The sequence below is a fragment of the uncultured Xylophilus sp. genome, assembly GCA_913776965.1.
In the GTDB taxonomy this organism is placed as follows: domain Bacteria; phylum Pseudomonadota; class Gammaproteobacteria; order Burkholderiales; family Burkholderiaceae_C; genus Xylophilus.
Window position 1 is genome coordinate 1 of record CAJYQL010000017.1, and the last position, 24920, is coordinate 24920.

At 72.1% G+C, this 24920-nt stretch carries 27 protein-coding genes; 20 read left to right on the forward strand and 7 right to left on the reverse strand.

Annotation, left to right across the window (positions count from 1 at the left end):
* Together metG and QZ500_RS02070 are read left to right on the forward strand one after the other, a co-directional pair.
* Positions 1–2051: methionine--tRNA ligase (metG, locus tag QZ500_RS02065; RefSeq protein ID WP_295850178.1), on the forward strand; the 2051-nt coding region annotated here is incomplete at its 5' end.
* Position 2052: 1 nt separating this feature from the next.
* Positions 2053–2298 (forward strand): hypothetical protein, encoded by a 246-nt coding sequence (locus QZ500_RS02070; RefSeq protein WP_295850179.1) that lies wholly within the window; start codon positions 2053–2055, stop codon positions 2296–2298.
* A 21-nt stretch (positions 2299–2319) separates the two neighbouring features.
* Here QZ500_RS02070 and QZ500_RS02075 read toward each other — a convergent pair whose 3' ends face one another.
* Positions 2320–3312, reverse strand: coding sequence for a tripartite tricarboxylate transporter substrate binding protein (locus QZ500_RS02075; RefSeq protein WP_295850182.1), 993 nt, complete (start codon positions 3310–3312; stop codon positions 2320–2322).
* A 37-nt stretch (positions 3313–3349) separates the two neighbouring features.
* Positions 3350–4042, reverse strand: coding sequence for a Sua5/YciO/YrdC/YwlC family protein (locus QZ500_RS02080; protein ID WP_295850184.1), 693 nt, complete (start codon positions 4040–4042; stop codon positions 3350–3352).
* Positions 4043–4160: 118 nt separating this feature from the next.
* Here QZ500_RS02080 and QZ500_RS02085 point away from each other — a divergent pair, with 118 nt between their 5' ends.
* On the forward strand, positions 4161–5174 hold the full coding sequence (locus QZ500_RS02085) for a LysR family transcriptional regulator (protein ID WP_295850186.1): 1014 nt from the start codon (positions 4161–4163) through the stop codon (positions 5172–5174).
* Here the strand turns inward: QZ500_RS02085 and QZ500_RS02090 are convergent.
* Both QZ500_RS02090 and bamE read right to left on the reverse strand, forming a co-directional pair.
* Complete coding sequence (locus QZ500_RS02090; protein ID WP_295850188.1) at positions 5066–5314, reverse strand: GlsB/YeaQ/YmgE family stress response membrane protein; 249 nt, start codon at positions 5312–5314, stop codon at positions 5066–5068. The genes QZ500_RS02085 and QZ500_RS02090 overlap by 109 nt on opposite strands.
* A 122-nt stretch (positions 5315–5436) precedes the next feature.
* A complete protein-coding gene (gene bamE / locus QZ500_RS02095) occupies positions 5437–5991 on the reverse strand; it encodes an outer membrane protein assembly factor BamE (protein ID WP_295850190.1) in 555 nt (184 codons plus the stop codon).
* A gap of 50 nt (positions 5992–6041) precedes the next feature.
* Here bamE and QZ500_RS02100 point away from each other — a divergent pair, with 50 nt between their 5' ends.
* The 7 genes from QZ500_RS02100 (at position 6042) to panC (ending at position 11569) form a co-directional block, all read left to right on the forward strand.
* Positions 6042–6248: a DUF3460 family protein gene (locus QZ500_RS02100; protein ID WP_295850193.1), complete on the forward strand. Its 207-nt coding sequence runs from the start codon at positions 6042–6044 to the stop codon at positions 6246–6248.
* 87 nt (positions 6249–6335) lie between these two features.
* The gene (locus QZ500_RS02105; protein WP_295850195.1) at positions 6336–7169 is read left to right on the forward strand and encodes a ScpA family protein; all 834 of its coding nucleotides are present in this window, start codon (positions 6336–6338) and stop codon (positions 7167–7169) included.
* 33 nt (positions 7170–7202) lie between these two features.
* The gene (gene nadB / locus QZ500_RS02110; protein ID WP_295850198.1) at positions 7203–8846 is read left to right on the forward strand and encodes an L-aspartate oxidase; all 1644 of its coding nucleotides are present in this window, start codon (positions 7203–7205) and stop codon (positions 8844–8846) included.
* Between the two features lie 157 nt (positions 8847–9003).
* A complete protein-coding gene (locus tag QZ500_RS02115; RefSeq protein ID WP_295850200.1) occupies positions 9004–9375 on the forward strand; it encodes a 5-carboxymethyl-2-hydroxymuconate Delta-isomerase in 372 nt (123 codons plus the stop codon).
* Between the two features lie 28 nt (positions 9376–9403).
* Entirely contained in the window at positions 9404–9790 is a 387-nt protein-coding gene (gene panD / locus QZ500_RS02120; RefSeq protein WP_295850202.1) for an aspartate 1-decarboxylase, read from the forward strand.
* The gene (gene panB / locus QZ500_RS02125) at positions 9787–10641 is read left to right on the forward strand and encodes a 3-methyl-2-oxobutanoate hydroxymethyltransferase (protein ID WP_295850204.1); all 855 of its coding nucleotides are present in this window, start codon (positions 9787–9789) and stop codon (positions 10639–10641) included. The genes panD and panB overlap by 4 nt, the downstream gene beginning before the upstream one ends.
* 61 nt (positions 10642–10702) lie before the next feature.
* A complete protein-coding gene (panC, locus tag QZ500_RS02130) occupies positions 10703–11569 on the forward strand; it encodes a pantoate--beta-alanine ligase (RefSeq protein WP_295850206.1) in 867 nt (288 codons plus the stop codon).
* 103 nt (positions 11570–11672) lie between these two features.
* Here panC and nadA read toward each other — a convergent pair whose 3' ends face one another.
* Together nadA and nadC are read right to left on the reverse strand one after the other, a co-directional pair.
* Entirely contained in the window at positions 11673–12794 is a 1122-nt protein-coding gene (nadA, locus tag QZ500_RS02135; RefSeq protein ID WP_295850208.1) for a quinolinate synthase NadA, read from the reverse strand.
* A gap of 1 nt (position 12795) precedes the next feature.
* Complete coding sequence (nadC, locus tag QZ500_RS02140) at positions 12796–13677, reverse strand: carboxylating nicotinate-nucleotide diphosphorylase (protein ID WP_295850209.1); 882 nt, start codon at positions 13675–13677, stop codon at positions 12796–12798.
* A 190-nt stretch (positions 13678–13867) separates the two neighbouring features.
* On the opposite strand from nadC, the gene pth reads away from it, so the two are divergent.
* The 7 genes from pth to QZ500_RS02175 all read left to right on the forward strand — a co-directional run bounded on the left by pth (position 13868) and on the right by QZ500_RS02175 (position 22197).
* Positions 13868–14476 carry an aminoacyl-tRNA hydrolase gene (gene pth / locus QZ500_RS02145; RefSeq protein ID WP_295850211.1) on the forward strand — a complete coding sequence of 203 codons (609 nt, stop codon included), beginning with the start codon at positions 13868–13870 and terminating at the stop codon, positions 14474–14476.
* A gap of 140 nt (positions 14477–14616) precedes the next feature.
* Positions 14617–14997 carry a DUF2946 family protein gene (locus QZ500_RS02150; RefSeq protein WP_295850214.1) on the forward strand — a complete coding sequence of 127 codons (381 nt, stop codon included), beginning with the start codon at positions 14617–14619 and terminating at the stop codon, positions 14995–14997.
* A 108-nt stretch (positions 14998–15105) separates the two neighbouring features.
* Positions 15106–17256, forward strand: coding sequence for a TonB-dependent siderophore receptor (locus tag QZ500_RS02155; RefSeq protein WP_295850216.1), 2151 nt, complete (start codon positions 15106–15108; stop codon positions 17254–17256).
* A 120-nt stretch (positions 17257–17376) separates the two neighbouring features.
* The gene (locus QZ500_RS02160) at positions 17377–18951 is read left to right on the forward strand and encodes an ABC transporter substrate-binding protein (RefSeq protein ID WP_295850218.1); all 1575 of its coding nucleotides are present in this window, start codon (positions 17377–17379) and stop codon (positions 18949–18951) included.
* Positions 18948–19931, forward strand: coding sequence for an ABC transporter permease (locus tag QZ500_RS02165; RefSeq protein WP_295850220.1), 984 nt, complete (start codon positions 18948–18950; stop codon positions 19929–19931). Before QZ500_RS02160 ends, QZ500_RS02165 begins: the two co-directional genes overlap by 4 nt.
* Positions 19928–20761 carry an ABC transporter permease subunit gene (locus QZ500_RS02170; protein WP_295850222.1) on the forward strand — a complete coding sequence of 278 codons (834 nt, stop codon included), beginning with the start codon at positions 19928–19930 and terminating at the stop codon, positions 20759–20761. Before QZ500_RS02165 ends, QZ500_RS02170 begins: the two co-directional genes overlap by 4 nt.
* Positions 20758–22197: an ATP-binding cassette domain-containing protein gene (locus QZ500_RS02175; RefSeq protein WP_295850224.1), complete on the forward strand. Its 1440-nt coding sequence runs from the start codon at positions 20758–20760 to the stop codon at positions 22195–22197. Before QZ500_RS02170 ends, QZ500_RS02175 begins: the two co-directional genes overlap by 4 nt.
* 28 nt (positions 22198–22225) lie before the next feature.
* Here QZ500_RS02175 and QZ500_RS02180 read toward each other — a convergent pair whose 3' ends face one another.
* Complete coding sequence (locus QZ500_RS02180) at positions 22226–22477, reverse strand: YfhL family 4Fe-4S dicluster ferredoxin (RefSeq protein WP_295850226.1); 252 nt, start codon at positions 22475–22477, stop codon at positions 22226–22228.
* Positions 22478–22584: 107 nt separating this feature from the next.
* Between QZ500_RS02180 and QZ500_RS02185 the strand changes: the two genes are divergently transcribed.
* The 3 genes from QZ500_RS02185 to QZ500_RS02195 form a co-directional block, all read left to right on the forward strand.
* Positions 22585–23535 (forward strand): ABC transporter permease, encoded by a 951-nt coding sequence (locus QZ500_RS02185; RefSeq protein WP_295850227.1) that lies wholly within the window; start codon positions 22585–22587, stop codon positions 23533–23535.
* 10 nt (positions 23536–23545) lie between these two features.
* Positions 23546–24400, forward strand: a complete 855-nt coding sequence (locus QZ500_RS02190; RefSeq protein ID WP_295850229.1) for an ABC transporter permease — start codon at positions 23546–23548, stop codon at positions 24398–24400.
* A gap of 2 nt (positions 24401–24402) precedes the next feature.
* Positions 24403–24920, forward strand: a 518-nt coding sequence (locus QZ500_RS02195) for an ABC transporter ATP-binding protein (protein ID WP_295850231.1), incomplete at its 3' end; no start/stop codon positions are given.

The window sequence follows — 24920 nt, forward strand, 5'->3', positions numbered from 1 at the left end:
TGCCGTACGCCAACGGCCCGTTCCACATCGGCCACATGCTGGAGTACATCCAGGCCGACACCTGGGTGCGGTACCAGCGGATGCAGGGTGCCGAGGTGAACTTCGTCGGCGCCGACGACGCCCACGGCGCGCCGATCATGATCGCCGCCGAGAAGGCCGGCAAGACGCCGCAGCAGTTCGTCGCCGACATCGCCGCCGGCCGCAAGCCGTATCTCGACGGCTTCCACATCGCCTTCGACAACTGGCACAGCACCGACGCGCCGGAAAACCACCAGCTCGCCCAGCAGATCTACCGCGACCTGAAGGCCGCCGGCCTGATCGAGACCCGCACCATCGAGCAGTTCTTCGACCCCGAGAAGAACATGTTCCTGCCCGACCGCTTCATCAAGGGCGAATGCCCGCGCTGCCACGCCAAGGACCAGTACGGCGACAACTGCGAGAACTGCGGCGCCGTGTATGCGCCGACCGACCTGATCGCGCCCTACTCCGCCCTGTCCGGCGCCGCACCCGAGCTGCGCAGTTCCGAGCACTTCTTCTTCCGCCTGTCCGACCCGCGCTGCGTCGCCTTCCTGGAGGCCTGGACGCAGAACGGCCTCCACGTGCAACCCGAGGTGGCGCGCAAGGTGAAGGAATGGTTCACCGTGCGGACCAACCCCGATGGCAGCACCAGCGAAGGCCTGGGCGACTGGGACATCAGCCGCGACGCGCCGTACTTCGGCATCGAGATCCCGGATGCGCCGGGCAAATACTTCTATGTCTGGCTCGATGCGCCGGTCGGCTACCTGGCATCGCTGAAGAACCTGCTCGACCGCCGCGGCGAGGACTTCGACGCCTACCTGGCCGACCCGGCGCTGGAGCAGGTGCATTTCATCGGCAAGGACATCGTCACCTTCCACACGCTGTTCTGGCCGGCGATGCTGCAGTTCAGCGGCCGCAAGACGCCGGACAAGGTCTGCGTGCACGGCTTCCTCACCGTCAACAACGGCGAGAAGATGAGCAAGAGCCGCGGCACCGGCCTCGACCCGCTCAAATACCTGTCGCTCGGCATGAACCCAGAGTGGCTGCGCTACTACCTGGCCGCCAAGCTCAACGGCCGCAACGAGGACATCGACTTCAACGCCGACGACTTCCTGGCGCGCGTCAACAGCGACCTGGTCGGCAAGTTCATCAACATCGCCTCCCGAGCGGCGGGCTTCCTGGCCAAGCGGTTCGGTGGCCGCCTCGGCGCGGTGAGCCACGACGGCGAGGTGCTGCTGGGCACGCTGCGCGACCAAGCCGCCACCATCTTCGACGCCTACGAGCGGCGCGATACCGCCCGCGCCGTGCGCGAGACGATGCTGCTGGCCGACCGGGTCAACGAATACGTCGATGCGAACAAGCCCTGGGAACTGGCGAAGCAGGAAGGCCAGGAGCTGCGGCTGCAGGATATCTGCACCACCTGCATCGAGGCCTTCCGCCTGCTGACGGTCTACCTGAAGCCGGTGCTGCCGGCGCTGGCCGCGCAGGTCGAGGCGTTCCTGCAGGTCGCGCCGTTGACCGCCGAGAGCGCCGGCAGCACGCTCGGCGCCGGCCATGCGATCGGGGTGTACCAACACCTGATGCAGCGGGTCGATGCGAAGCAGCTCGATGCACTGTTCGAGCCTCCGGCGCCCGCCGCGCCTGCGCCGGTAGCTATCGAAAACGCAGCGCCTGGCGGCGAAGAGATCGCGCCGACGATCGGCATCGACGACTTCGCGAAGATCGACCTGCGGATCGCCAGGATCGTGGAATGCGCGCCGGTCGAAGGTTCGACCAAGCTGCTGCGCCTCACGCTCGACGCGGGCGAGGGTCGCCACCGCAACGTCTTCAGCGGCATCGCCAGCGCCTACAAGCCCGAAGACCTGCAGGGCAAGCTGACGGTCATGGTCGCCAACCTGGCACCGCGCAAGATGAAGTTCGGCATCAGCGAAGGCATGGTGCTGGCGGCGAGTCACGGCGACGAGAAGGCGCAGCCGGGCATCCACGTATTGGAGCCCTGGCCCGGCGCGACGCCCGGCATGCGGGTGCGCTGAGATGGCACCGCATCGTCTGATCCGCCTCGCGCGGGCCGCGGGCGCGGCCGGCGGCCTGGCCGTGCTGGCGGTACTCGCCGGCTGTGCAGCGGTGACCGTCGCCGGCGCAGCGGTGAGCGTGGCCGGCACCGCGGTCGGTGTGGCGACCACCACCGCCGGGCTGGCGGTGGATGCCGCCGTCGGCACCGTCAAGCTGGCCGGCCGTGCCGCCGGTGCGGTGCTGCCCGGCGGCGCCGACGCCCGTTGACCGTCGCGGAGAACAGCTCGGTCAGTCTGCCTGGATTCCGGCGTCCCTGATCAGCTTTCCACTGCGCGCCAGATCGTCGGCCAGCAACTCGCGCAGTTCGTCTGGAGTTCCGGAGCGGGCTTCGAAGCCCTGGTCCCGGAACCGTTTCGCGACTTGCGGATCGGTCAACACTTTTGCCAGTGCCTGATTCAGCCGGTCGACGACCGACGCAGGGGTTCCCGCCGGAGCGAAAAGTCCGTACCACAGCTCGGCCTTGTAACCGGGCACGCCCGCCTCTGCGACGGTGGGCACGTCGGGCAGGAGCGCGCTGCGGTGGGGCGTCGCGACAGCGATCGCCCGGAGCCGGCCTGCGTCGATGAACGACTTCACCGACGCCAGCGTAAGCACGCTTGCCTGGGTGTGGCGGCCGAGCAGATCGTTGATGGCCGGCCCTCCGCCTTTGTATTGAACGTGGGTCAGGTTCGCGCCGGTCATCTTGTTGAAGAGTTCTTCGGCGAGATGGTGCGGCGTACCGTTGCCCGGCGTGCTCCAGTTCATCGTGCCCGGCCGAGCCTTGGCTTCGGCAACCAGCGCGCGCACCGACGTCAGCGGACCATCGGCCGCCGTCACCAAGACCATCGGCGCTGTCGCGACCATGCCGACAGGCGCGAACGAGCGCACCGGATCGAACGGCAGATTTCGGTAGAGCGACGCGTTGATCGACAGCGTGTTCGACCCGAACAGCAGCGTGTAGCCGTCGGCCGGCGCCTTGGCCACCAGGTCGGAGCCGATGTTGCCCCCGGCACCGCCCCGGTTGTCGACCACTACCGACTGGCCGAGCGCATCGCCGAGCCGCGGCGCGACGTCGCGTGCCAGGATGTCGGTGCCGCCCCCGGCCGCGAAAGGCACCACCAGCCGGATCGGCTTGTCGGGATATTTCTGGACCCACGCCAGACCCGGCAGCGCACAGGTCAGCACGGCCGCACACAGCACACCACGGCGCCACGTCGGGCAGGGGCGAATCGTCGTTGTCATGGTCGTCTCCTTACGTTCTCGGTCCGGTCGGCGGTCCTTATGGCGCCGGCGGCAATTCGACCCCGAAATGCCGGCGCAGCACGTCTGCGATCAACTCGTAGCAGGAGCCCACCCGCACCACCGCCATCGTGCGGAAGTCGATCAGCGTCGCCGAGCGCTGGTAGCGGTGGTATTTGCGCAGTCCGTAGTCCACCACCACGTCGGCCAGACCCAGCAGGTCCGCGGGAATGTCGTCCACCCGGAACCGGGTGCCGGTATTGGTCAGATTGGCGGACGACCCGAAAACCGGATGGAGTTCCTCCAGGCTCAGGCGGCACAACTCGCGGTGGAACGGCCCTGCGTTGACCAGCATCGCCACGGTGCCGTCCCGCGTGCTGCCCACCAACGCGGCCGGATCGAGTCGGGCGATCAACGGGTGGTCGGTCCGGTAAGGAGCGATCACGCCGAGCGGCAGATCGTAGTCTTCGGTCAGGCAGCGCACCATGGCGCGTTCGCGGCCGGGAAGCTGGTGCAGTTCGTCGTGGATGCGCAGATCGCCGACCATCGCGTTGAGCTTCGTCGGTGCGCGGCCTTTCGCTCGGAAAATGCGTTGCAGCGAAGGGGCGGAGCCTCCCGCGATCGTGTAGCCCACATCCACCGGGAAGATCGCGATGCCGCCTGCCTTGAGGGCATCGAACGCGCGCCGCGCGTCGGCGGGGATATCGGGGCGCAGGGAAGTCTCGTCGGCCATGTCGGTGCTGGACGGGGTGCGAACACCCCGGGTAATGGAGAAGCCGCCAAGCGTAGGCGTGGGCTAACCTTCAGGCCATTCGAATGTTCTTATGTTTCGATCGGTTCTACTTATGCATGTGACACTGCGCCATCTGCGTGCGGCCGTTGCGGTAGCAGAACAGGCGAGCTTTCGACGTGCCGCCGAACTGCTGCATGTTTCCCAGCCTGCCCTCTCCCAGACGATGTCCGAACTGGAGCGCACCCTGGGCGCTGTCCTTTTCGACCGGACCTCGCGCAGCGTGCAGCCGACCGCACTGGGGCGCAGCTTCGTGGAGCGGGCGCAGCAGGTTCTGGAAGACGTGGATCGCCTGCTGGCGGAAACGGGCGATATCGCCGAGGCGCGTCGCGGGCGTGTCGTGGTGGCCTGCGTGTCGTCTGTGGCAGGCCGGGTCATTCCCTGGAGCATTCAGCGGTGTGCGAAACATCACCCGGGAGTCGACGTGCGCATCGCCGACGACGTGGCGAGCCAGGTGCTGGCATCGGTCGACGCTGGGCGGGCAGACTTCGCCGTCACCATTGCGCCGTCCGAACTGCCCGAACACCTGCGCTTCGAAGCCTTGGCCGAAGATCCGTTCTATGTGGTCTGTGACCGGGATCACCCATTCGCCCACCGCGAGGACGTGCGATGGGCCGACCTGTCAAATGAACGACTGGTCGAACTGTCTTCGTCCAGCGGTGTGCACAGGCTGCTGCGGACCCAGTTGCAGCAAAGCGGAGTCACCGTGCGCCGCTCCACGACAGTCTCCCACCTGTCCACGGTGCACGGACTGCTCGAGGCCGGTTTCGGTATCGGCATCCTGCCGCGCATCGCGCTGCCGGTGCCGGATCACCCGACCCTCGTGTCCAAGCTCCTGACGGAGCCCGCGCGGCATCGGGTTCTCGGCATCTGCCGGCGTGCCGACCGGTCATTGACGCCGGCCGCGAACGTGTTCCTGGAAGTGGTTCGCGGCGTCCTCGGCGACATGGCGGCCGGCGTGGTGCATCAGCGGCGGCGGGACACCAGGCCCCACAGCGCCAGCAGCACGATCGCGCCGACCACCGAGGCGATCCAGCCGGCCGGCTCGCCGACCATGTACCAGCCCATGGCCTGACCGACGTAGCCCGCCAGGAACGAGCCGGCGATACCGAGCAGGATCGTCATGATCCAGCCCATGCTGTCGTTGCCGGGCTTGATGGCGCGTGCGATGAGGCCGACGATCAGGCCGACGATGATGGTTCCGATGATGGACATGGCAGTTTCCCTCTGAGGTTGATGGGCGCCGGATGCGGCGCCCGCTGCCTGCATTTATCCCTCCCGGCCGGCCGGCGACTGTAAGAACCGGTAGCACCGGCCGGCGGCGTGGCGGGTGCGCGTCAGGGCCCTGCGCGCTGGGCTTCGGACTGCGGATCGAGGGCGCTGCCGGTGCGGCGGACCCGGCCGTCGTCGCCGAAGGCCACGCTGAACACCATCGACGTGGTCGGCGGCTCCAGGTACCGCCAGTCCCAGACGGTTTCCTGCTTCAGCGGATACGGCGTGGTCCGCGCCGGCTTTCCGAGCCGGCGGCGCACCTCCTCGGCCGTCATGCCGGGCACGATCTGCGCAAAGTTCTCGGGGGTCAGCACCTGCCGTAGCGCCGCCATGCGGCCGTCCGGGCCGATCGCGATCATGTAGTTGCGCTGGCCGGCGGGCTGCCGGTCGTATTCGAAGACGCGGGTGCCTTCGGGGCCGGGCCAGATGCGGTCGGGCTCGCCGAACTGTGCGCGCACGTCGGCCTCGGTCGAGAGGCCCTCCTCCAGGGCGCGGATACGGTCGCCGTCGCAGGCGGCGAGGCCCGCCAGCAGCGCCGCCGCGGCGAACGTACGGGCCGCTGCGGTGCCCCAGGAACGGCGGCGGGCCTGCGGGGCCGCTCCGGAAAACGTCAGCGCCATGCGTGGCCCCCGTAAAATTGCCGGCCTCCACGATACCAGCCCCCTCCGCCATGCCGTTCTTCGCCCGCCGCCACTACACCTCCGACGCCACCCAGGTCATCGACCAGCTGAAGGCGGCCAAGCCCTCGCTGGAAGCCGAGCAGCGCGCCGGCCGGGCCCTGCTCTGGGATAAGAACATCGACCGCGACCTGTCGCAGGAATACCGCGCCGGCGCGGTGAAGCAGAAGCCCTACGTCTACCAGACCGACGCCTCCTGATTCCATGACCCCGCATGCCGTTTGCGCCCGCCACGCCTCAGCATGCAGCTATGGTTTTCATAGCATTCAATTTGTAGGCGAGCCATCGTGACCGTGGCCGACGCCGACTCCACCCCGGCCGCCGCGCCCGAGGTGGTCGACCAGGTCGCCCTGGCGCGGCTCTATGGCGAGCCCCTGTTCGCGCTGCCGAACGACCTCTACATTCCGCCCGACGCGCTGGAAGTGTTCCTGGAGGCTTTCGAGGGGCCGCTCGACCTGCTGCTCTACCTGATCCGCAGGCAGAACTTCAACATCCTCGACATCCCGATGGTCGGCGTCACCCGCCAGTACCTCGCCTATGTCGACGAGATCCGCAGCCGCAACCTCGAACTCGCGGCAGAGTACCTGCTGATGGCCGCGATGCTGATCGAGATCAAGTCGCGCATGCTGCTGCCGCCCCGCAAGACCGCCGAGGGCGAGGAGCCCGAGGACCCGCGCGCCGAGCTGGTCCGCCGGTTGCTGGAATACGAGCGCACCAAGCTGGCCGCCGCCCGGCTGAACGAGCTGCCGCAGTTCGGCCGCGACTTCCTGAAGGCGCAGGTGACGATCGAGCAGAGCCTGCAGACGCGCTTTCCCGATGTGGACGTGGGCGACCTACAGTCGGCCTGGCGCGACATCCTGCGCCGCGCGAAGCTGGTGCAGCACCACCGCATCACCCGCGAGGAACTCAGCGTACGCGAGTACATGAGCATGGTGCTGCGCACGCTGCAGGGCCGCCGCTTCGTCGAGTTCGAGGACCTGTTCCAGCCCGAGAAGGGGCCGACCGTGCTGGTCGTGACCTTCATCGCGCTGCTGGAACTGGCCAAGGAAACGCTGATCGAGATCACCCAGGCCGAGGCCTTCGCGCCGATCTACGTGCGGCTGGCCTTCACGCCGGCCTGATCTCCTCTCTCTTCCCATTTCTCCTTCTCCGGCATGGACCACCACCGTTTCGACGTGCTCGTCGTCGGCAGCGGACTCGCGGGGCTCACCGCCGCGCTGCTGCTCGCGCCCACCCACCGCGTGGCGGTGCTGACCAAGGGCGGCCTGCCCGACGGCGCCAGCGGCTGGGCCCAGGGCGGCATCGCGGCCGTGCTGGCCGAGGACGACAGCTTCGACGCCCACGTGCAGGACACGCTTGTCGCCGGCGCAGGCCTGTGCGCCCCCGACGCCGCCCGCTTCGTGGTCGAGCGTGCGCCCGCCGCGATCGACTGGTTGCGCGGTCTGGGCGTGCCCTTTTCCTGCGAGGACGGCGGCACCGCGCTGCACCTGACCCGCGAAGGCGGCCACGGTGCGCGGCGGATCGTCCATGCGGCCGATGCCACCGGCGCGGCGGTGCAGGCAGTGCTGGTCGCGCGGGTGCGCGCCACGCCGTCGATCACCGTCTTCGAAGGACACACGCTGGTCGATCTGCGGACGGCACCGGCCGCCGGCGGCGCGGCCGACCTGCCGGCGCGCTGCACCGGCTTGCTTGCGCACGATGCCGCGACCGGCCGCACCGTCGCCTTCGAAGCGCCGCAGGTGGTACTGGCGACCGGCGGAGCTGGCCAGGTCTACCGGCACACCACCAACCCGTCGACCGCCACCGGCGACGGCATCGCCGCCGCCTGGCGCGCCGGCTGCCGGGTGGCGAACCTGGAGTTCGTGCAGTTCCACCCGACCAGCCTGCACCATCCGCAGGCCGACGGCTTCCTGATCAGCGAGGCGGTGCGCGGCGAAGGCGGCCGGCTGCTGCGGCCCGATGGCCACCGCTTCATGCCGGACCACGATCCGCGTGCCGAACTGGCATCGCGCGACATCGTCGCCCGCGCGATCGAGGCCGAGATGCAGCGCCACGGCCTCGACTGCGTGTGGCTCGACATCTCGCACCAGCCGCCCGCGTTCCTGCAGGCGCATTTCCCAACCATCGGCGCGCGCTGCGCGGCGCTGGGCATCGACATCGCGCGACAGCCGATCCCGGTGGTACCGGCGGCGCACTACACCTGCGGCGGCGTGGTGGCCGACCTGCACGGCCGCACCGACCTGGCGGGGCTGTACGCGATCGGCGAGACGGCCTGCACCGGCCTGCACGGCGCCAACCGGCTGGCGAGCAATTCGCTGGTCGAGTGCATGGTGTTCGCCCGCGCCGCGGCCGACGACATCCGGGCCGCGGCGCGACCTCCCGCGGCCGGTGGGCACGGTCCGGCAGACCCCGCGCAGGCTCCGGCGCCTTCCGTTCAGGGCGTCGTGCCCGAAGCGGTGCCTGCCGACACCGGGCATTTGGACCCCGCACATCTGGCCACGGTCCGTGACACCCTCCGCCGTGCCATGGCCGAGGACGTGGGCATCGTGCGCTCCGATGCGCGGCTACAACGCGCGGCCGACCGCATCGCCGCGCTGGGGGCCGAGGTCGAGCAGCACTGGCGCACCGCACCGCCCGACCGCGCGCTGATCGAGCTGCGCAACCTGGTGCAGGTCGCCGGGCTGATCGTGCGCTCGGCCCGCGCCCGCCGCGAGAGCCGCGGGCTGCACTACAGCCGCGACTGGCCGGCCACCGATGCGACCGGCGTGCCGACGGTGCTGCTGCCGGCGGCCGCCTGACCCGCGCCCCTCCGCCAGCGGCACCGGACATGCCCGAAAAGCCCGCGTCGCGCCCGGGCGACTGCGGACCGATGCGCCGGCCGCGCTACATTCCCGCCTTTCGCCGCGCCGCACGACCCGGTTTCCGCCTTTTCTCCGCTCCCCAGCGAACGACGCCATGCCCCACCTGATAGTCGACTACAGCGCCAACCTCGACGACTTCCCCACCGACACGGTGCTGCGCGAATTGAACGCCACCCTGTGCGCCAGCGGCGAGATCGCCGACGAGGCCGACCTGAAGTCGCGCGCGGTGGCGCACACCGCCATCGTGATCGGCACCGGCGGCGGCCCGCGCGGCTTCGTGCATGCCGAGCTGCGGCTGCTGACCGGCCGCTCGTCCGAGACCAAGGCGGCGCTGTCGGCCCGCATCGCCGACGTGCTGCGCCGCCACACCCCCAAGCCCGCCGGCATGCTGGTGCAGATGAGCGTGGAAGTGCGCGACATGGACCGCGCGTCCTACGCCAAGGAACGCCTGCAGAACGCCGGCTGAACCGCCCCCGACGCACGAGAAAACCCCCATGTACCGCACCCTGCTGAAATCCAAGATCCACCGCGCCGCCGTCACCGACTGCGAGCTGCACTACGAGGGTTCCTGCGCGATCGACGAGGACCTGCTGGAGGCGTCCGGCATCGTCGAGAACGAGCAGATCCACGTGTGGAACGTCGACAACGGCGAGCGCTTCGTCACCTACGCGATCCGCGGCGAGCGCGGCACCGGGATCATCTCGGTCAACGGCTCGGCCGCCCGGCGCGCCGCGGTCGGCGACCTGCTGATCATCGCGGCCTTCGCCCAGGTGGCGGAGGAGCAGGTGGCCGGCTTCACGCCCAAGCTGGTGTTCGTCGATGCGGACAACCGCATCCGCGAGCAGCGCGACCACGTGCCGCTGCAGCTCGCCGCGCAGTGAGCACCCTGCCCGCCGCCCCGGCGCCGGCCGACGGCGCCCGCAAGCCGCTCACCCTGCCGGGCCTGGCCGCGCTGCGCGCCGCCGGCGAGAAGATCGCGATGCTGACCGCCTACGACGCGACCTTCGCCGCCGCGGCGGATGCGGCGGGCGCGGACTGCCTGCTGGTCGGCGATTCGCTCGGCATGGTCTGCCAGGGCGAGTCCTCGACCGTCGGCGTGACGCTGGAGGCGATGCGCTACCACACCGCCTGCGTCGCGCAGGGCCTGCGCCGCCGGAACGGCCGCGCCTGGCTGGTCGGCGACCTGCCCTTCGGCAGCTACCAGGCCTCGCGCGAACAGGCGCTGCAGAGCGCCACCGTGCTGATGCAGGCCGGTGCGCAGATGGTCAAGCTCGAAGGCGGCGGCTGGACCGCCGACACGGTGCGGTTCCTGGTCGAGCGCGGCATCCCGGTCTGCGGCCACCTGGGCCTCACGCCGCAGACCGTCTCGGCGCTCGGCGGCTACCGGGTGCAGGGCCGCGGCGATGCCGAGGCCGACCTGCTGCGGCGCCAGGCCCGCGAACTGCAGGACGCCGGCTGCGCCCTGCTGGTGCTGGAGATGGTGCCGGCCGCGCTCGCCCGCACCGTGACGGCCGACCTGGACCGCTGCGCCACCATAGGCATCGGCGCCGGCAGCGGCACCGCCGGCCAGGTGCTGGTGCTGCACGACCTGCTCGGCCTGCACCTCGGCCGGCTGCCGCGCTTCGTGCGCGACTTCTCCGCCGGGCAGGCCGGCATCCCCGCTGCCCTGCGCGCCTACGTGGCGGCCGTCAAGGACGGCAGCTTCCCCGACGACACCCTCCACGCCTGGTGACCGCCCGCGGCCGCCGCGCCGTCGCCTCGCTTCTTTCCGCTCCGCTCCGATCCGCCCACCCATGCACATCGTCCATTCCATCGCCGACCTGCGCGCCGCGCTGGCGGACCGCCGCCGCCCCGCCTTCGTGCCCACCATGGGCAACCTGCACGACGGCCACCTGGCGCTGGTGCGGCAGGCGAAGCCGCTGGGCGACGTGACCGTGGCCAGCATCTTCGTGAACCGGCTGCAGTTCCTGCCGCACGAGGATTTCGACAGCTATCCGCGCACCTGGGAGGCCGACTGCGACAAGCTGCGCGGCGCCGGCTGCGACCTGCTGTTCGCGCCGCGCGAAGCCGACCTGTACCCGGCGCCGCAGACCTTCCGGGTGCATCCGGACCCGGCGCTGGCCGACATCCTGGAAGGGTACTTCCGGCCCGGCTTCTTCACCGGCGTCTGCACCGTGGTGACCAAGCTGTTCAACGCGGTGCAGCCGTCCGTGGCGCTGTTCGGCCGCAAGGACTACCAGCAGGTGCGGGTGATGGAGCAGCTGGTCGCGCAGCTCGCGATGCCGGTGCAAATCGTGGTGGCCGAGACCGCCCGCGCGGACGACGGGCTGGCGCTGTCGTCGCGCAACGGCTACCTGTCGGTCGAGGAGCGCGCTGAAGCGGCCCGGCTGCCGCAGACGCTGCGCCGGCTGGCCGACACGGTGCGCGCCCGCGGGCTCGATCCGGCCGCCCTGCCGGCCCTGGAAGCCGAGGCGATGGCGCAGCTCGCGGCGCGCGGCTGGCAACCCGACTACCTGACCGTGCGCCGGCGCGACGACCTGCAGCCGCCGGCGGCCGGCGACCGGCCCGACGGGCTGGTGGCGCTGGGTGCCGCCCGGCTCGGCCGCACCCGGCTGATCGACAACCTGGAATTCGACCTGGCGGGCGGCACCGCCGCCTGAGCCGCCGGGTCCGGCAGTCGGCCTCTTTTCAGAAGGAAATCGGCACTTTGCGCAGGCCCCGCCTGCGCAAGCCGCTATCGAATCGAGAGCAAAGACTGCGGACTCAGGCCGCGCCGATCCGTGGCACCAGCGCACCAGGCAAGCCGCCATTCTTCAGCGCGGCGGTGAAGGCGAGCATCCGGTCGATCGGCGCGCGGGCCCGAGCGGCCAGCGCGGGCGGCACCTCGACCGCGTTGGCGCCGGTCTCCAGCACCCGGGCGACGTCGGCCAGCCCGTTCATCGCCATCCAGGGGCAGAAGGCGCAGCTCTTGCAGGTCGCGCTGTTGCCGGCGGTGGGGGCCTCGAGGAAGGTCTTGCCCGGGTTCAGCGTGCGCAGCTTGTGCAGCATGCCGGCATCGGTGGCGACGATGAAGGTGGACGCGTCCATTGTGCGCGCCGCCTGCAGGATCGCCGAGGTGCTGCCCACCGCATGCGCCAGCGCCACCACCTCGGCGGGCGACTCCGGATGCACCAGCACCCGCGCCGCGGGATGGCGGCGCATCAGGTCCTCCAGCTCGGCTGCCTTGAACTCGTCGTGCACGATGCAGGCGCCGTTCCAGCACAGCATGTCGGCGCCGGTCTCGCGGGCGATGTAGCGGCCCAGGTGGCGGTCCGGGCCCCACAGGATCTTCTGGCCGTCGGCCTTAAGTGCCCGCACGATGTCGAGCGCGCAGCTCGAGGTGACGACCCAGTCGGCCCGCGCCTTCACCGCCGCGCTGGTGTTGGCATAGACCACCACCGTGCGGTCGGGATGGGCGTCGCACAGGGCGCCGAAGGCGTCGTCCGGGCAGCCGAGGTCGAGCGAGCAGGTGGCGTCGAGGTCGGGCATCAGCACCGTCTTGGCGGGCGACAGGATCTTCGCCGTCTCGCCCATGAAGCGCACGCCCGACACCACCAGCGTGCGCGCCGCATGGTCGCGGCCGAAGCGGGCCATCTCCAGCGAATCGCTGACGATGCCGCCGGTCTCCTCGGCCAGGTCCTGCAGGTCGGGATGCACGTAGAAATGCGACACCATCACCGCATCGCGTTCCCGCAGCAGCCGGCGGATGCGGTCCTTCAGCGCCGCCCGCTCGTCCTGCGACGGCTCCGGCGGCACCCGCGCCCAGGCGTGGCGGGTGGAACAGGCGGCGCCGGCCGCGGGCGCGGTGGGCTGTTCGTATTCGACGTCGATCACCGGGTGGCCCATGTCACGCCCCTTCCGCCGGTTCGAACCGCAGCGAGAAGTCAATCGCCTGCACGTCTTTGGTGAGGGCGCCGATCGAGATGCGGTCCACGCCGGTCTCGGCCAGCGCGCGCAGCCGCTCCAGCGTGACGCCGCCGGAGACTTCCAGCACCGCCCGGGCATCGCCCGCGGCGTCGTTGATGCGGACCGCCTCGCGCAGCTGGTCGAGCGGCATGTTGTCGAGCAGCACCATGCAGGCGCCGGCGGCGAGCGCCTCGCGCAACTGGTCGAGCGTCTCGACCTCCACCTCCACGAAGGCGGCCTGCGCGGCCACGCGGGCCGCGGCCTGCAGTGCCGCGGTCACGCCGCCGGCCGCGGCGATGTGGTTCTCCTTGATCAGCACCGCGTCGTACAGGCCGATCCGGTGGTTGGTGCCGCCGCCGGTGCGCACCGCATATTTCTGCGCCAGCCGCAGGCCGGGCAGCGTCTTGCGGGTGTCGACGATCGCGGCGCGCGTGCCCTGCACCGCATCCACGTACCGGGCGGTGCGGGTGGCGACGCCGCTCAGCAGCTGCAGGAAGTTGAGCGCGGTGCGCTCGGCGGTCAACAGTGCGCGGGCGTCGCCTTCCAGCTGCAGCACGACGGTATCGGGTGCGCAGCGGCCGCCTTCGGCCACCTGCCAGTCGATGCGGGCGGTCGGGTCGAGCCGGCGGATCACCGCCTCGGCCCACGGCACGCCGCAGAGCACCGCCGCCTCGCGCACCCGCAGGTGGGCGCGAGCGCGGGCGCCGGCCGGCACCAGGCCGGCGGTCAGGTCGCCGTCGCCGACATCTTCGGCCAGGGCGCGGGCGACGTCGTCGGCCGCGAGGGCGGCGACGGCAGCAGGGGAAAAGTCGAAAACGGTCATCGTGCGGTCACATGGGAGACAGTCAGGGCGGGGCGGAGGATACCGCCCCGGCGGGGCGCGGCCGACGGTGCCGGTCTCCGGCGGCCTGCGTGCTACATTGCGCGCCCTCTTGTTCCGGCTGCCGCGCGCCTGCGGCCGGCCTGCCGCCGGCGGTCGCGCCGGCGCTCCCCGCCCTGCCCCGCCCGCCACCATGATCAAGCTCTTCGTCGGCCTCGGTAACCCCGGCCCGGAATACGAGGCCACCCGCCACAACGCCGGCTTCTGGTGGATCGACGCGCTGGCACGCGAGTGGAAGGTGCAGCTGGTGCCCGAGAAGGGCTACTGGGGCCTGCTGGCCCGCACGACGGTCGGCGGACAGCCGGTCTGGCTGCTGGAGCCGCTCACCTTTATGAACGCGTCGGGCAAGTCGGTGGCGGCGCTGGCGCGCTTCTTCAAGATCGCGCCGGAGGAAATCCTGGTGGTGCACGACGAGCTCGACGTGCCGCCCGGCCAGGTCAAGCTCAAGAAGGGCGGCGGCCACGCCGGCCACAACGGGCTGCGTGACATCCATGCGCAGCTCGGCAGCCCCGACTACTGGCGGCTGCGCCTGGGCGTGGGCCATCCGGGCATCAGGAGCGAGGTGGTGCACTGGGTGCTGAAAAAACCGTCGCCGGACGACCGGATCGGCATCGAGCAGGCCATCGACCGGTCGCTGAAGGCGGTGCCGGCGTTCCTGGCCGGCGACATGGACAAGGCGACGATGCTGGTCCACACCGACAAGCCGCCCCGGCCCAAGCCGCCGCGCCCGCCGGCGGCCTGACCGGCGGGCGTCACGCAGCTGCGGCGCTACGGCGAACGGCGTATCGCCAGCGGGGGCCGTCGTAGGCACCATTGCGACCGGTCGGCCGCATCGGCGACGAAGCGCTCGAATGCGCTTAATGATTGTCCAAACTCAAAAGTATGATCGCGGCCGTGCACGTCCGTCGGTTCCCGTTGTTTCCCTCGCTGCGCCTGCTGCTGGTGTGGTCGCTGCTGCTCGCCGCCTGCGTGCAGGCGGGGGCCGGTGCGCGGCTGGCAGGCGCCTGCGCGCTGCACGGCGCGGTGGCAGTGGTGGCCGCCGATGCCGACGTCGGCAGCGCATCGCCGGAAGACGAGGACCCGCATGCGTCCTGCCCCTGCTGCCTGGCGCAGGCCCATGCCTTCGCCCTGCCGGCGCAGCCGGGGGCGATGCCGGTGGCGATGGCCGCCGCTGCACCGCCGCGGCCCTGGCGGACTTGGCGGCCGCACCGGCTGCCGGCAGCGGACACCTTTGCGGCACGCGATCCACCGGCACGCGGCTGAGCACGCCTCGCTCTCGCTTTTTCCGCCTTCGTCCGCCGGCGGCCCGCGCACTCCGTTGTTGCCTGCGGGCCGGACCGCCGCGCCTCCCCTTATTCCGTGCCCGTGTCCATGACCTTCTCCTTCCCGCCTTTCGCGTCCTTCGCGCTCCGGCCGCTGCCGCTCGCCGCCGCGCTCGCCGCCGCCTTCGCCGCACCTGCGTTCGCCCAATCCGACACCGCCGCCGAACTCGGTACCGTCGACATCGTCGGCCGCACCGCATCCGGCACCTACCAGGCCGACGAGGCCGCCGGCGCCAAGACCGACCTCCCGCTGCGCGAACTGCCGCAGTCGGTGCGCGTCGTCACCCGCCAGGCGATCGACGACCTGGGCGCGACCCGGCTCGACGAGGTGCTCGACTACGTCGGCGGCGTGTCGCGCCAGAACAATTTCGGCGGCCTGTGGGACAACGTGGCGATCCGCGGCCTGCCCGGCAGCGACAGCACCGGCATGGCGACGCTGATGAACGGCTTCTCGGCCAACCGCGGCTTCAACGCGCCGCGCGACCTGGCGGGCGTGGAGCGGATCGAGTTCCTGAAGGGCACCGCCGCCGCGCTCTACGGCGCCACCGAGCCGGGCGGCACACTCAACATCGTGACCAAGAAGCCGCTCTGGAAGCCCGCCAACGCGATCGAGGCCTATGCGGGCAGCTTCGGCCTGAAGCGTGCCACCTTCGACAGCACCGGCCCGCTGAGCGACCGTTTCGCCTACCGCCTGAACCTCGCGGCCGAGGAGCGCGACGGCTTCCGCGACTTCGTGCCGTCGAGCCGCCGGGTGGTGGCGCCGGCCTTCACCTGGAAGCTGACCAACGCCACGGTGCTCGACTACAGCGGCGAGCTGCTGCGCCACGCCACGCCGCTCGACCGCGGGGTGGTGGCCGTCAACAACACGCTGGGCGCGATCCCGCGCGAGCGCTTTCTCGGCGAGCCGGCCGACGGCGACGTGCGGGTGCAGAACCAGACCCATCAGTTCATCCTGTCGCACGACTGGAACGCCGCGTGGCGCAGCCGGCTCGGGCTCTCCTACCGCGAGACGCGGATCAAGGGCTTCTCGACCGAGCCGACCGCGCTGCGCGCCGACGGCTTCCTGACCCGCCAGCGGCGCTTCCGCGACTACGCGTCGGACGATGCCGCGGTGCAGGCCGAGCTGATCGGCAATGTGGCGACCGGCGCGCTGGAGCACGAACTGCTGTTCGGCCTGGAAACCTACCGTTTCCAGATGGACACCCTGCTGCTGCGCGCCAACCCGACCGCCGCCGCGCCGTACGCGATCAACCTCTACAACCCGGTGTACGGCCAGGCGCAGCCGGTGCCGCGGCCCAACACCAGTACCGACGAGCACCAGCGCAACACCGCGTTCTACGTCCAGGACGCGCTGAAGCTGGGGCCGCACTGGCGCGTGGTGGCCGGCCTGCGCATGGACCGCTACCGCCAGTCGCTCGACAACCGCCTGACCGGCACCAACCAGGCGCAGGATCCGACCGCCACCTCGCCGCGCGTCGGCGTGTCGTGGTTGCCGAACGCGCAGTGGACGGTCTATGCGAACGCCGGCCGGTCGTTCCGGCCCAACACCGGCATCGGCGCCGACAACCGCGCGTTCGCACCCGAGCGCGGCCGCGCGCTGGAGCTGGGCACCAAGTGGGAGAACGCCGCGCGCACGGTCGGCGCCACCGCGGCACTGTTCGACATCCGCAAGCAGAACGTGCTGACCAGCGACCCGCTGAACACCAGCCTGCAGCGCGCCGCCGGCGCGGTCCGCAGCCGGGGCGCCGAATTCGACCTGGCGGGCCAGGTCACCCGGCACTGGCGGGTGAACGCGAGTCTCGCGCTCAACGACGTGGAAATCACCCGCGACAACACGCTGGAAGTCGGCGGCCGGCTGCTCAACGTGCCGCGGGTGAACGGCAGCGTGCTCGCCGTGTACGAGGATGCGCTGGCCGACGGCCGGCGCTACGGCGTCGGCGGCGGCGTGACACACACCGGCCGGCGGCTCGGCGAGGCGCGCACCCAGGCGCAGGCCAATGCCGGCACCCCGGCCTTCGACCTGCCGGCCTACACGACGGCGAAGATCGTCGCGTACTGGCGCATCACGCCGGCGGTGCGGCTGATGCTGGACGTGGACAATGTCTTCGACCGGGCCTACTACCCCAGTTCCTACAGCCGGGTGTGGGTCACGCCGGGCATGGGCCGGGCCGTCACGGTCGGGCTGCAGGCGAGGTTTTGAGAACATCCCCCCGAGCGGCTGCGCCGCTCCCCCTTCTCTCGCTGCGCGGGAAGGGGGGCGATGCTGGCGGACTGGCGGAGCCGGATCCGCGGCATCCCTTTGAATACAGAGACCCGTCCCGTGCCACACGATTGCTCCTTTCCACTTCCGCGCCGTCGGCTGCTGCAGGCGGCGGCGCTCGCCGCGGGCGTACCGGCGGCGGGGGCCGCGCCCGCGGCCGAACCGGCGCCGCTGCAGATCACCGGCCCGTGGGAAATCAACGGCCTGGCGCCGGCCACGAGCGGCTACCTGTTCTTGCGGATGCAGGTGGCCGAAACCCTGGTGGGCGCGGCCGACGACGGCACGCCGGCGCCGGCGCTCGCCGAGCGCTGGAGCGTGTCGGCCGATGGGCGGGACTGGCGCTTCGTGCTGCGGCCGGGGGCGCGTTTCCACGACGGCACGCCGGTGACGGCCGCCGCCGTGGTGCGCTGCCTGGACGCGGCCCGCGTGGCGCCCGCGCTGCTGAGCGCGGCGCCGTTGCGCGCGGTCGAGGCCGACGGGCCGCGCACGGTGGTGCTGCGGCTCGACCGGCCGCACGGCGCGCTGCTGGCGCGGCTCGCGCACAGCAGTACCATCGTGCTGGCGCCGTCGAGCTACCGCCCCGACGGCCGGGTGGCGGCGATCGTCGGCAGCGGGCCCTACCGCGTCACCGCGCTGGCCGCCCCACAGCGGGTCGAGACCGCGGTCTTCGACGGGTTCGACGGCCCGCCACCCGCGGTGCGCCAGGTGCGCTACCTGACCGCCAGCCGGGCCGAGACCCGGGCGCTGATGGCCGAGTCCGGTCAGGCCGACCTCGCCTACGGGCTCGACCCGGTCAGCCTGCAGCGGCTGCGCCGTCGGCCGCAGCTGCGCATCGCCAGCGTCACGCTGCCGCGCACCGCGCTGGTGAAGGTGAACGCCGGCCATCCCGCGCTGCGCGACCCGCGGGTGCGGCAGGCGCTGAGCCTGGCGATCGACCGCACCGGCATCGCCCGCGCGCTGCTGCGCGAGCCGGATCTGGCCGCCACCCAACTGCTGCCGCCGGTGCTCGCCGGCTGGCACGACCCGGCCCTCGCGCCGCTCGGCTTCGATACCGCCGGCGCGCGCCGCCTGCTGGAGGAGGCCGGCTGGCGCCCAGCCGGTGGCGACCACATCGCGGGCCTGCTCGGCCCCGGCGGCACGCCGCTGGAGCTGACGCTGCGCACCTTCGTCGACCGGCCGGAGCTCCCGGTGATCGCCGCCGCGCTGCAGGAACAGTGGCGCCAGGCCGGCGTCGCGGTCCGGGTGGCGATCGGCAATTCCGGCGATGTGCCGCTCGGCCACCGCGACGGCAGCCTGCAGCTCGCACTGATCGCGCGCAACTACGCGACCGTGCCCGATCCGACCGGCACGCTGGCGCAGGACTTCGGTCCGCAGGGCGGCGACTGGGGGGCGATGGGCTGGCACGACGACCGGGTGATCGCCGCGCTGCGCACGCTGGCCGGCGCGCCGCTGCCGCCCGGCCAGGTGCAGGCGCTGCGCCGGCAGGTCGCGGCCGTGCTGCAGGCCGAACTACCGCTGATTCCGGTGGCCTGGTACCGGCAGCAGGTGGCGGTCAGCCAGCGGCTGCAGGACGTGAGCCTGGACCCGCTGGAGCGGTCCTACCGGCTCGACCGCATGCGATGGAGCGCCGCATGAACCGTCCTGTCTCTTCCCCCTTTTCCGCCGCGCCCTGGGCCGCGCTGCTGGCGCGCCGCGCGGTGCAGATCGTCGCGCTGGCGCTGCTGGTGGGCACGCTCTGCTTCTTCATGGCGCGGGCGCTGCCGGGCGACATCGCGATGCGCATCGCCGCCGGCCGCTATGGCTACGACCTGGTCGACAACGCCGCCGCCGCCGCGGTGCGAGCCGAGCTGGGCCTGGACCGGCCGGTGGCCGAGGCGCTGCTGCACTGGTGGTCGTCGCTGCTGCGGCTGGACCTGGGGCGCTCGCTGGTCAGCGGCGCGCCGGTCTGGCAGGAACTGGCGCACCAGTTCGGCGCGACGATCGACCTGTCGGTCGCGGCCCTGCTGATGGCGATGCTGCTGGGGCTGCCGCTGGGCGTCTGGTCGGGACTGCACGCGGGCGGCCGGATCGACCGCGCGACGCTCGCCCTCGCGGTGGTGCTGCGGGCGCTGCCGGCCTTTCTGCTGGCGGTGCTGCTGATGCTGCTGGTGGCGGTGCACGCCGGCGCGCTGCCGGTGGCCGGACACGGCCATGCCCACAGCGTGCTGCTGCCCGCGCTGACGCTGGCGCTGGGCCTGGCCGCCGGCCTGGCACGCGTGACCCGCGAGGCGATGCGTACGGTGATCGCCTCGCCCGCATACGCATTCGCCCAAAGCAAGGGCTTATGCGACGGTCAGGCCCTGCTGCGGCGCGGCCTGCGCGGCGCGGCGGTCCCGGTGGTCGCCTATCTGGGCGTGCATGCGGTGTTCCTGGTCGAAGGTGCGCTGGTGGTGGAGACGCTCTTCGCCTGGCCCGGCATCGGCCATGCGCTGGTGCATGCGGTGTTCGGCCGCGACGTACCGATGATCCAGGGCACCGCGCTCTGCATGGGCCTGCTGTTCGTCGCGATCAACCTGCTGGTGGATGCGGCCTGCCTGGCGCTGGACCCCCGCCGGCGCATGGGGGGTCCGGAATGAGGCTGCTGTCGGTGGACGCGCGGCGCGGGTTGACCCGGCGGCGCATCGTGGGGCTGGTGCTGCTGGCGGCGGTGGCGCTCTTCGCGCTGGTCGGGCCGCTGCTGGCCGGCGCCGATCCGCGGGTGCAGGTGCTGGCCGACAGCCTGGCCCGGCCGGGTGCCGCGCACTGGCTGGGCACCGACGTGCTCGGCCGCGACGGTTTCGCGCGGCTCGCGGCAGCGGCGCGGCTGTCGCTCGGCCTCGCGCTGGTCGCGGCCCTGACCGCGGCGGTGCCGGGCGTGCTGCTCGGCGTCTGGGCGGCATGGCGCGGCGGCGCGGTGGAACGGTCGCTGGTGCTGCTGGCCGATGCAGTGCTGGCGGTGCCGGGCCTGCTGCTGGTGCTGCTGTTCGCGGGCATCGCGCCGGGGCGCCACTGGGCGCTCTACGTCGGCCTGTCGCTCGCGCTGTGGGTCGAGTATTTCCGGGTGGCGCGTGCCGCGGCCCGGCCGGTGCTGGCGGGCGATGCGGTACAAGCCTCGCGGCTGCTCGGCTTCGGGCCCGTCTACCTGCTGCGGCGCCACCTGCTGCCCGCGCTGGCGCCGGTGCTGGGCACGCTGCTCGCGTTCAGCGCCGCGCAGGCGGTGCTGGCGCTGGCGGCGCTCGGCTTCGTCGGCGTCGGACTGCAGCCGCCGACCGCCGAACTCGGACTGATGATGACCGAATCCCTGCCCTATTACGAAGAAGCGCCCTGGCTGATCGTGGCGCCGGTGGCGCTGCTGATGCTGCTGGTGCTCGGCATGATGCTGCTGGCCGACGGCACGCCGGCCGATCCGGCGGAGGTGCCGGCATGAGCGCCGCCGCCCCTGCCGCCATCGCTGCCACCGTGTCGGGACCGCTCCTCGCCGTCGACAACCTCGGCGTGCGCGCCGGCGCGCGCACGCTGCTGCAACCGCTCTCCTTCGCGCTGCATCCGGGCGAATGCCTGGTGCTGCTCGGCGAGAGCGGCGCCGGCAAGTCGCTGCTGGCCCAGGCGGTGATGGGCACGCTGCCCCGCGCTTTGCGCGCCACCGGCGGCCTCGTGCTGGCCGGCCGTCCGCTGCGCGCCGGCGATACCGCTGCCTGCCGGCCGCTGTGGGGCCGCACGCTGGCGCTGCTGCCGCAGGAGCCGTCGCTGGCGCTCGACCCGCTCGGCCGCCTCGCGCCGCAGCTGGCCGAGGTGCATGCGCTGGTGCGCGGGCTGGACACCGACGCGGCCGATGCGGCGGCGCGCCAGGCGCTCGACGGTGCCGGCCTCGCCGCCGCGGCCCGTCAGTATCCGTGGCAGATCTCCGGCGGCATGGCGCAGCGCGCCGCTACAGCCATCGCGCTGGCGGGCGGCGCCCGGGTGCTGCTAGCCGACGAACCCACCAAGGGCCTGGACGCCCACTGGCGCGACCGCACCGTCGCCGCGCTGCAGGCGGTGCAGCAGGCCGGCGGCTGCACCGTCGTCATCACCCACGACCTGCAGGTCGCCCGCGCGCTCGGTGGCCGGCTGCTGGTGCTGCAGGACGGGGCGGTGGTCGAGTCCGGCGACACCGCGGCCGTGCTGGCCGCGCCGCAACACGCCTTCACCCGCCGGCTGGTCGCGGCCGACCCCGCCGCCTGGCCGCGCCGGCCCGCGCCGGCCGGGGCGCCGGGCGCGCCGGTGCTGCAGGCCCGCGGCCTCGCCAAGCGCTTCGGCGCGCGCACGCTGTTCGAGGGCATCGACCTGGACCTGCGCACCGGTCAGCGCTGGGCTGTCCAAGGCCCGAGCGGCACCGGCAAGAGCACCCTGGGCAACGTGCTGCTCGGCCTGCTGCCGCCCGACGCCGGCCGGATCGACCGCGCGCCCGGGCTCGGCCGGTGGGCGCTGCAGAAGCTCTACCAGGACCCGGTGGCGTCGTTCCCGCCGCAGGTCCGGCTGGAGCGGGTGCTGCGCGATGCGGCGCGCCGCCACGGCCAGCCCTGGTCCGCGGTGGAAGACCGGCTCGCCCGGCTGCGCCTGCCCGACGGCGTGCTCGGCCGGCGCGCGGCCGAGGTGTCCGGCGGCGAGTTGCAGCGCATCGCACTCGCCCGGGTGCTGGCCGCTCGGCCCGCGCTGCTGTTCGCCGACGAGCCGACCTCGCGGCTCGACCCGATCACCCAGCAGGAGGCGCTGCAGGTGCTGCTCGACGCGATCGACGAGACCGGCAGCGCCCTGCTGCTGGTGACGCACGACGATGCGCTGGCCGCGGCGGTGGGGACGGATCTGCTGCGGCTGCGGGGATAGGCGCGGGAGCCGGGTGCCGGCGGGCGTCCTACCCGGCCGCCTGCAGTCGCAGGTACTTCTGGTAGAGCGTCTCCCGGTCCTCCGGATGCGCCGGGTCCTTCGGGATGCAGGCGACCGGGCAGATCTGCACGCACTGCGGCTCGTCGAAATGGCCGACGCATTCGGTGCAGCGGTCGGGGTGGATCTCGTAGATCAGCTCGCCGGCATAGATCGCGTCGTTCGGGCACTCGGGCTCGCACACGTCGCAGTTGATGCATTCGTCGGTGATCATCAGGGCCATGGGCGGATTATCCCGGACCGTCCAAGACCCCGGCCGCGGCGCGGCGGCGGCCGTCCGGGGCGGCCTCCATAATCGTCCGCACCGCCCTGCCTGCCCCTCCTCTGCGCATGAGTGTCTTCCTCGCCCGACGCCTCCTGACCCTGCTCGCCACGCTGGCCGGCACGTCGGTGGTGGTGTTCCTGGTGCTGGACGTGCTGCCGGGCAATGCGGCGCAGGTGATGATGGGTGCCGACGCCTCGCCCGAGGCGGTGGCGGCGCTCGCCGCGCGGCTCGGGCTCGACCAGCCGGCCGGCACCCGCTACCTGCACTGGATCGGCGGCCTCGTCACCGGCGACCTGGGCGACAGCTACAGCTACGGCGCGCCGGTGGCCGACCTGATCCTCGAGCGCCTCGCGCTCACCGTGCCGCTCGCGCTGATGGCGATGGCGCTCACCACCGTGCTGGCGCTGGCGGTCGGCGTGACGGCCGCGGCGCGCCACCGGTCGGCCGGCGACGTCGGCCTGATGGCGGCGGCGCAGGTCGGCATCGCCATTCCCAACTTCTGGTTCGCGATCCTCCTGATCCTGCTGTTCTCGGTGAAGCTGCAGTGGTTCTCGGCCGGCGGCTTCGACGGCTGGAGCGAAGGGCTGTGGCCGGGCCTGAAGGCACTGCTGCTGCCGGCCGTGTCGCTCGCGGTGGTGCAGGCGGCGATCCTCGCGCGCATCACCCGCTCGGCGGTGCTGGAAGTCATGCGCGAGGACTTCGTGCGCACCGCCCGCGCCAAGGGCCTGTCGCGGCGCGCGGTGCTCTGGCGCCACGTATTGCGCAACGCGCTGGTGCCGGTCGTCACCGTCATGGGCATGCAGTTCGCCGAGCTGCTGGCCGGCACCATCGTGGTGGAGAACGTGTTCTACCTGCCGGGCCTCGGCCGGCTGGTGTTCCAGGCGATCGCCAACCGCGACCTGGTCGTGGTGCGCAACTGCGTCATGCTGCTCGCGGCGATGGTGGTGATCGTGAATTTCGTGGTCGATGTGCTGTACGCGGTGATCGATCCGCGGCTGAAGGCGGCGCGTGGCTGAACCGTCCGCCATGCCCTTGACGCCTGCCGCCCCGGGCCTGCCCCGCCGCGCGCTGCGCCATCCCGGCACCGTGCTCGGCGGGCTGCTGGTGGCGCTGTTGGTGGCGGCCGCGCTGCTGTCGTACGTCTGGACGCCCTGGCCACCCTACGAGATGGACCTGGCGGCCAAGCTGCAGAGCCCGTCGGCCGCGCACTGGCTCGGCACCGACGCCTTCGGCCGCGACGTGGCCTCGCAGTTGCTGGTCGGCGCGCGCGCCTCGATCCTGGTCGGCGTGATCGCGGTCGGCATCGGCCTCGTCGCGGGCGCGGCCCTGGGGCTGCTAGCCGCCGCGCGGCGCGGCTGGGTCGAGGAAGCGGTGATGCGGCTGGCCGACTTCTCGCTCGCCTTTCCGGCGATCCTGTCGGCGATCATGCTGACGGCGGTGTTCGGGCCGGGCATCGTCAACGCCATCGTCGCCATCGGCCTCTACAACATCCCGACCTTCGCCCGCATCACCCGCGCCTCGGCCAACGCCGTCTGGTCGCGCGACTACGTGGCCGCGGCGCGGGCCTGCGGCAAGGGCAGCTGGGCGATCACCTGGCAGCACGTGCTGCCCAACATTGCGGCGGCGCTCACGGTGCAGGTGACGATCCGCTTCGCCATCGCGATCCTGGCCGAGGCTGCGCTCTCCTACCTGGGCCTGGGCACGCAGCCGCCGCAACCCTCCTGGGGCCGGATGCTGGCCGAGGCGCAGACGCTGATGTTCCAGACGCCGCTGCTCGCCGTCTATCCGGGCCTGGCGATCGCGCTGGCGGTGCTCGGCCTCAATTTGCTGGGCGACGGGCTGCGCGACCTGCTCGACCCGCGGCTCGCCCGCCAGCGCTGACCATGGCCGCTCCGCTGCTCCAGGTCGACGACCTCCGCATCCGCCTCGACACCCCGCGCGGGCCGGCCGATGCGGTGCGCGGCATCGGCTTCGCGCTCGGCCGCGGCGAGACGCTCGGCATCGTCGGCGAGTCGGGCTGCGGCAAGTCGCTCACCGCGCAGGCGCTGATCGGCCTCGTGCCCGACGGCGCGCGGGTCGCCGGCCGCATCCGCTTCGACGGGCAGGACCTGCTGTCGCTGCCGGAGCGCGCCCTGTGCGCATTGCGCGGCGCCCGCATCGGCATGGTGTTCCAGGAGCCGATGACCGCGCTCAACCCGCTGCACACCGTGGCGCGGCAGGTGGCCGAGCCGCTGCGGCTGCACCGCGGACGGTCCAAGGCCGACGCGCGCCGGGAGGCGCTGGCGCTGCTGGAGCGGGTCGGCATCCCCGACGCTGCCGCGCGGCTGGACCACTATCCGCACCAGTTCTCCGGCGGCCAGCGCCAGCGCGTCGGCATCGCGATGGCGCTGGCCTGCGGCCC

Coding starts and splice junctions, on each gene's coding strand:
- QZ500_RS02070 (WP_295850179.1), top strand. CDS start 2,053: ATGGCACCGCATCGTCTGATCCGCCTCGCGCGGGCCGCGGGCGCGGCC.
- QZ500_RS02075 (WP_295850182.1), bottom strand. CDS start 3,312: ATGACAACGACGATTCGCCCCTGCCCGACGTGGCGCCGTGGTGTGCTG.
- QZ500_RS02080 (WP_295850184.1), bottom strand. CDS start 4,042: ATGGCCGACGAGACTTCCCTGCGCCCCGATATCCCCGCCGACGCGCGG.
- QZ500_RS02090 (WP_295850188.1), bottom strand. CDS start 5,314: ATGTCCATCATCGGAACCATCATCGTCGGCCTGATCGTCGGCCTCATC.
- bamE (WP_295850190.1), bottom strand. CDS start 5,991: ATGGCGCTGACGTTTTCCGGAGCGGCCCCGCAGGCCCGCCGCCGTTCC.
- QZ500_RS02100 (WP_295850193.1), top strand. CDS start 6,042: ATGCCGTTCTTCGCCCGCCGCCACTACACCTCCGACGCCACCCAGGTC.
- nadB (WP_295850198.1), top strand. CDS start 7,203: ATGGACCACCACCGTTTCGACGTGCTCGTCGTCGGCAGCGGACTCGCG.
- QZ500_RS02115 (WP_295850200.1), top strand. CDS start 9,004: ATGCCCCACCTGATAGTCGACTACAGCGCCAACCTCGACGACTTCCCC.
- panD (WP_295850202.1), top strand. CDS start 9,404: ATGTACCGCACCCTGCTGAAATCCAAGATCCACCGCGCCGCCGTCACC.
- panC (WP_295850206.1), top strand. CDS start 10,703: ATGCACATCGTCCATTCCATCGCCGACCTGCGCGCCGCGCTGGCGGAC.
- nadA (WP_295850208.1), bottom strand. CDS start 12,794: ATGGGCCACCCGGTGATCGACGTCGAATACGAACAGCCCACCGCGCCC.
- nadC (WP_295850209.1), bottom strand. CDS start 13,677: ATGACCGTTTTCGACTTTTCCCCTGCTGCCGTCGCCGCCCTCGCGGCC.
- pth (WP_295850211.1), top strand. CDS start 13,868: ATGATCAAGCTCTTCGTCGGCCTCGGTAACCCCGGCCCGGAATACGAG.
- QZ500_RS02150 (WP_295850214.1), top strand. CDS start 14,617: ATGATCGCGGCCGTGCACGTCCGTCGGTTCCCGTTGTTTCCCTCGCTG.
- QZ500_RS02155 (WP_295850216.1), top strand. CDS start 15,106: ATGACCTTCTCCTTCCCGCCTTTCGCGTCCTTCGCGCTCCGGCCGCTG.
- QZ500_RS02165 (WP_295850220.1), top strand. CDS start 18,948: ATGAACCGTCCTGTCTCTTCCCCCTTTTCCGCCGCGCCCTGGGCCGCG.
- QZ500_RS02170 (WP_295850222.1), top strand. CDS start 19,928: ATGAGGCTGCTGTCGGTGGACGCGCGGCGCGGGTTGACCCGGCGGCGC.
- QZ500_RS02175 (WP_295850224.1), top strand. CDS start 20,758: ATGAGCGCCGCCGCCCCTGCCGCCATCGCTGCCACCGTGTCGGGACCG.
- QZ500_RS02180 (WP_295850226.1), bottom strand. CDS start 22,477: ATGGCCCTGATGATCACCGACGAATGCATCAACTGCGACGTGTGCGAG.
- QZ500_RS02185 (WP_295850227.1), top strand. CDS start 22,585: ATGAGTGTCTTCCTCGCCCGACGCCTCCTGACCCTGCTCGCCACGCTG.
- QZ500_RS02190 (WP_295850229.1), top strand. CDS start 23,546: ATGCCCTTGACGCCTGCCGCCCCGGGCCTGCCCCGCCGCGCGCTGCGC.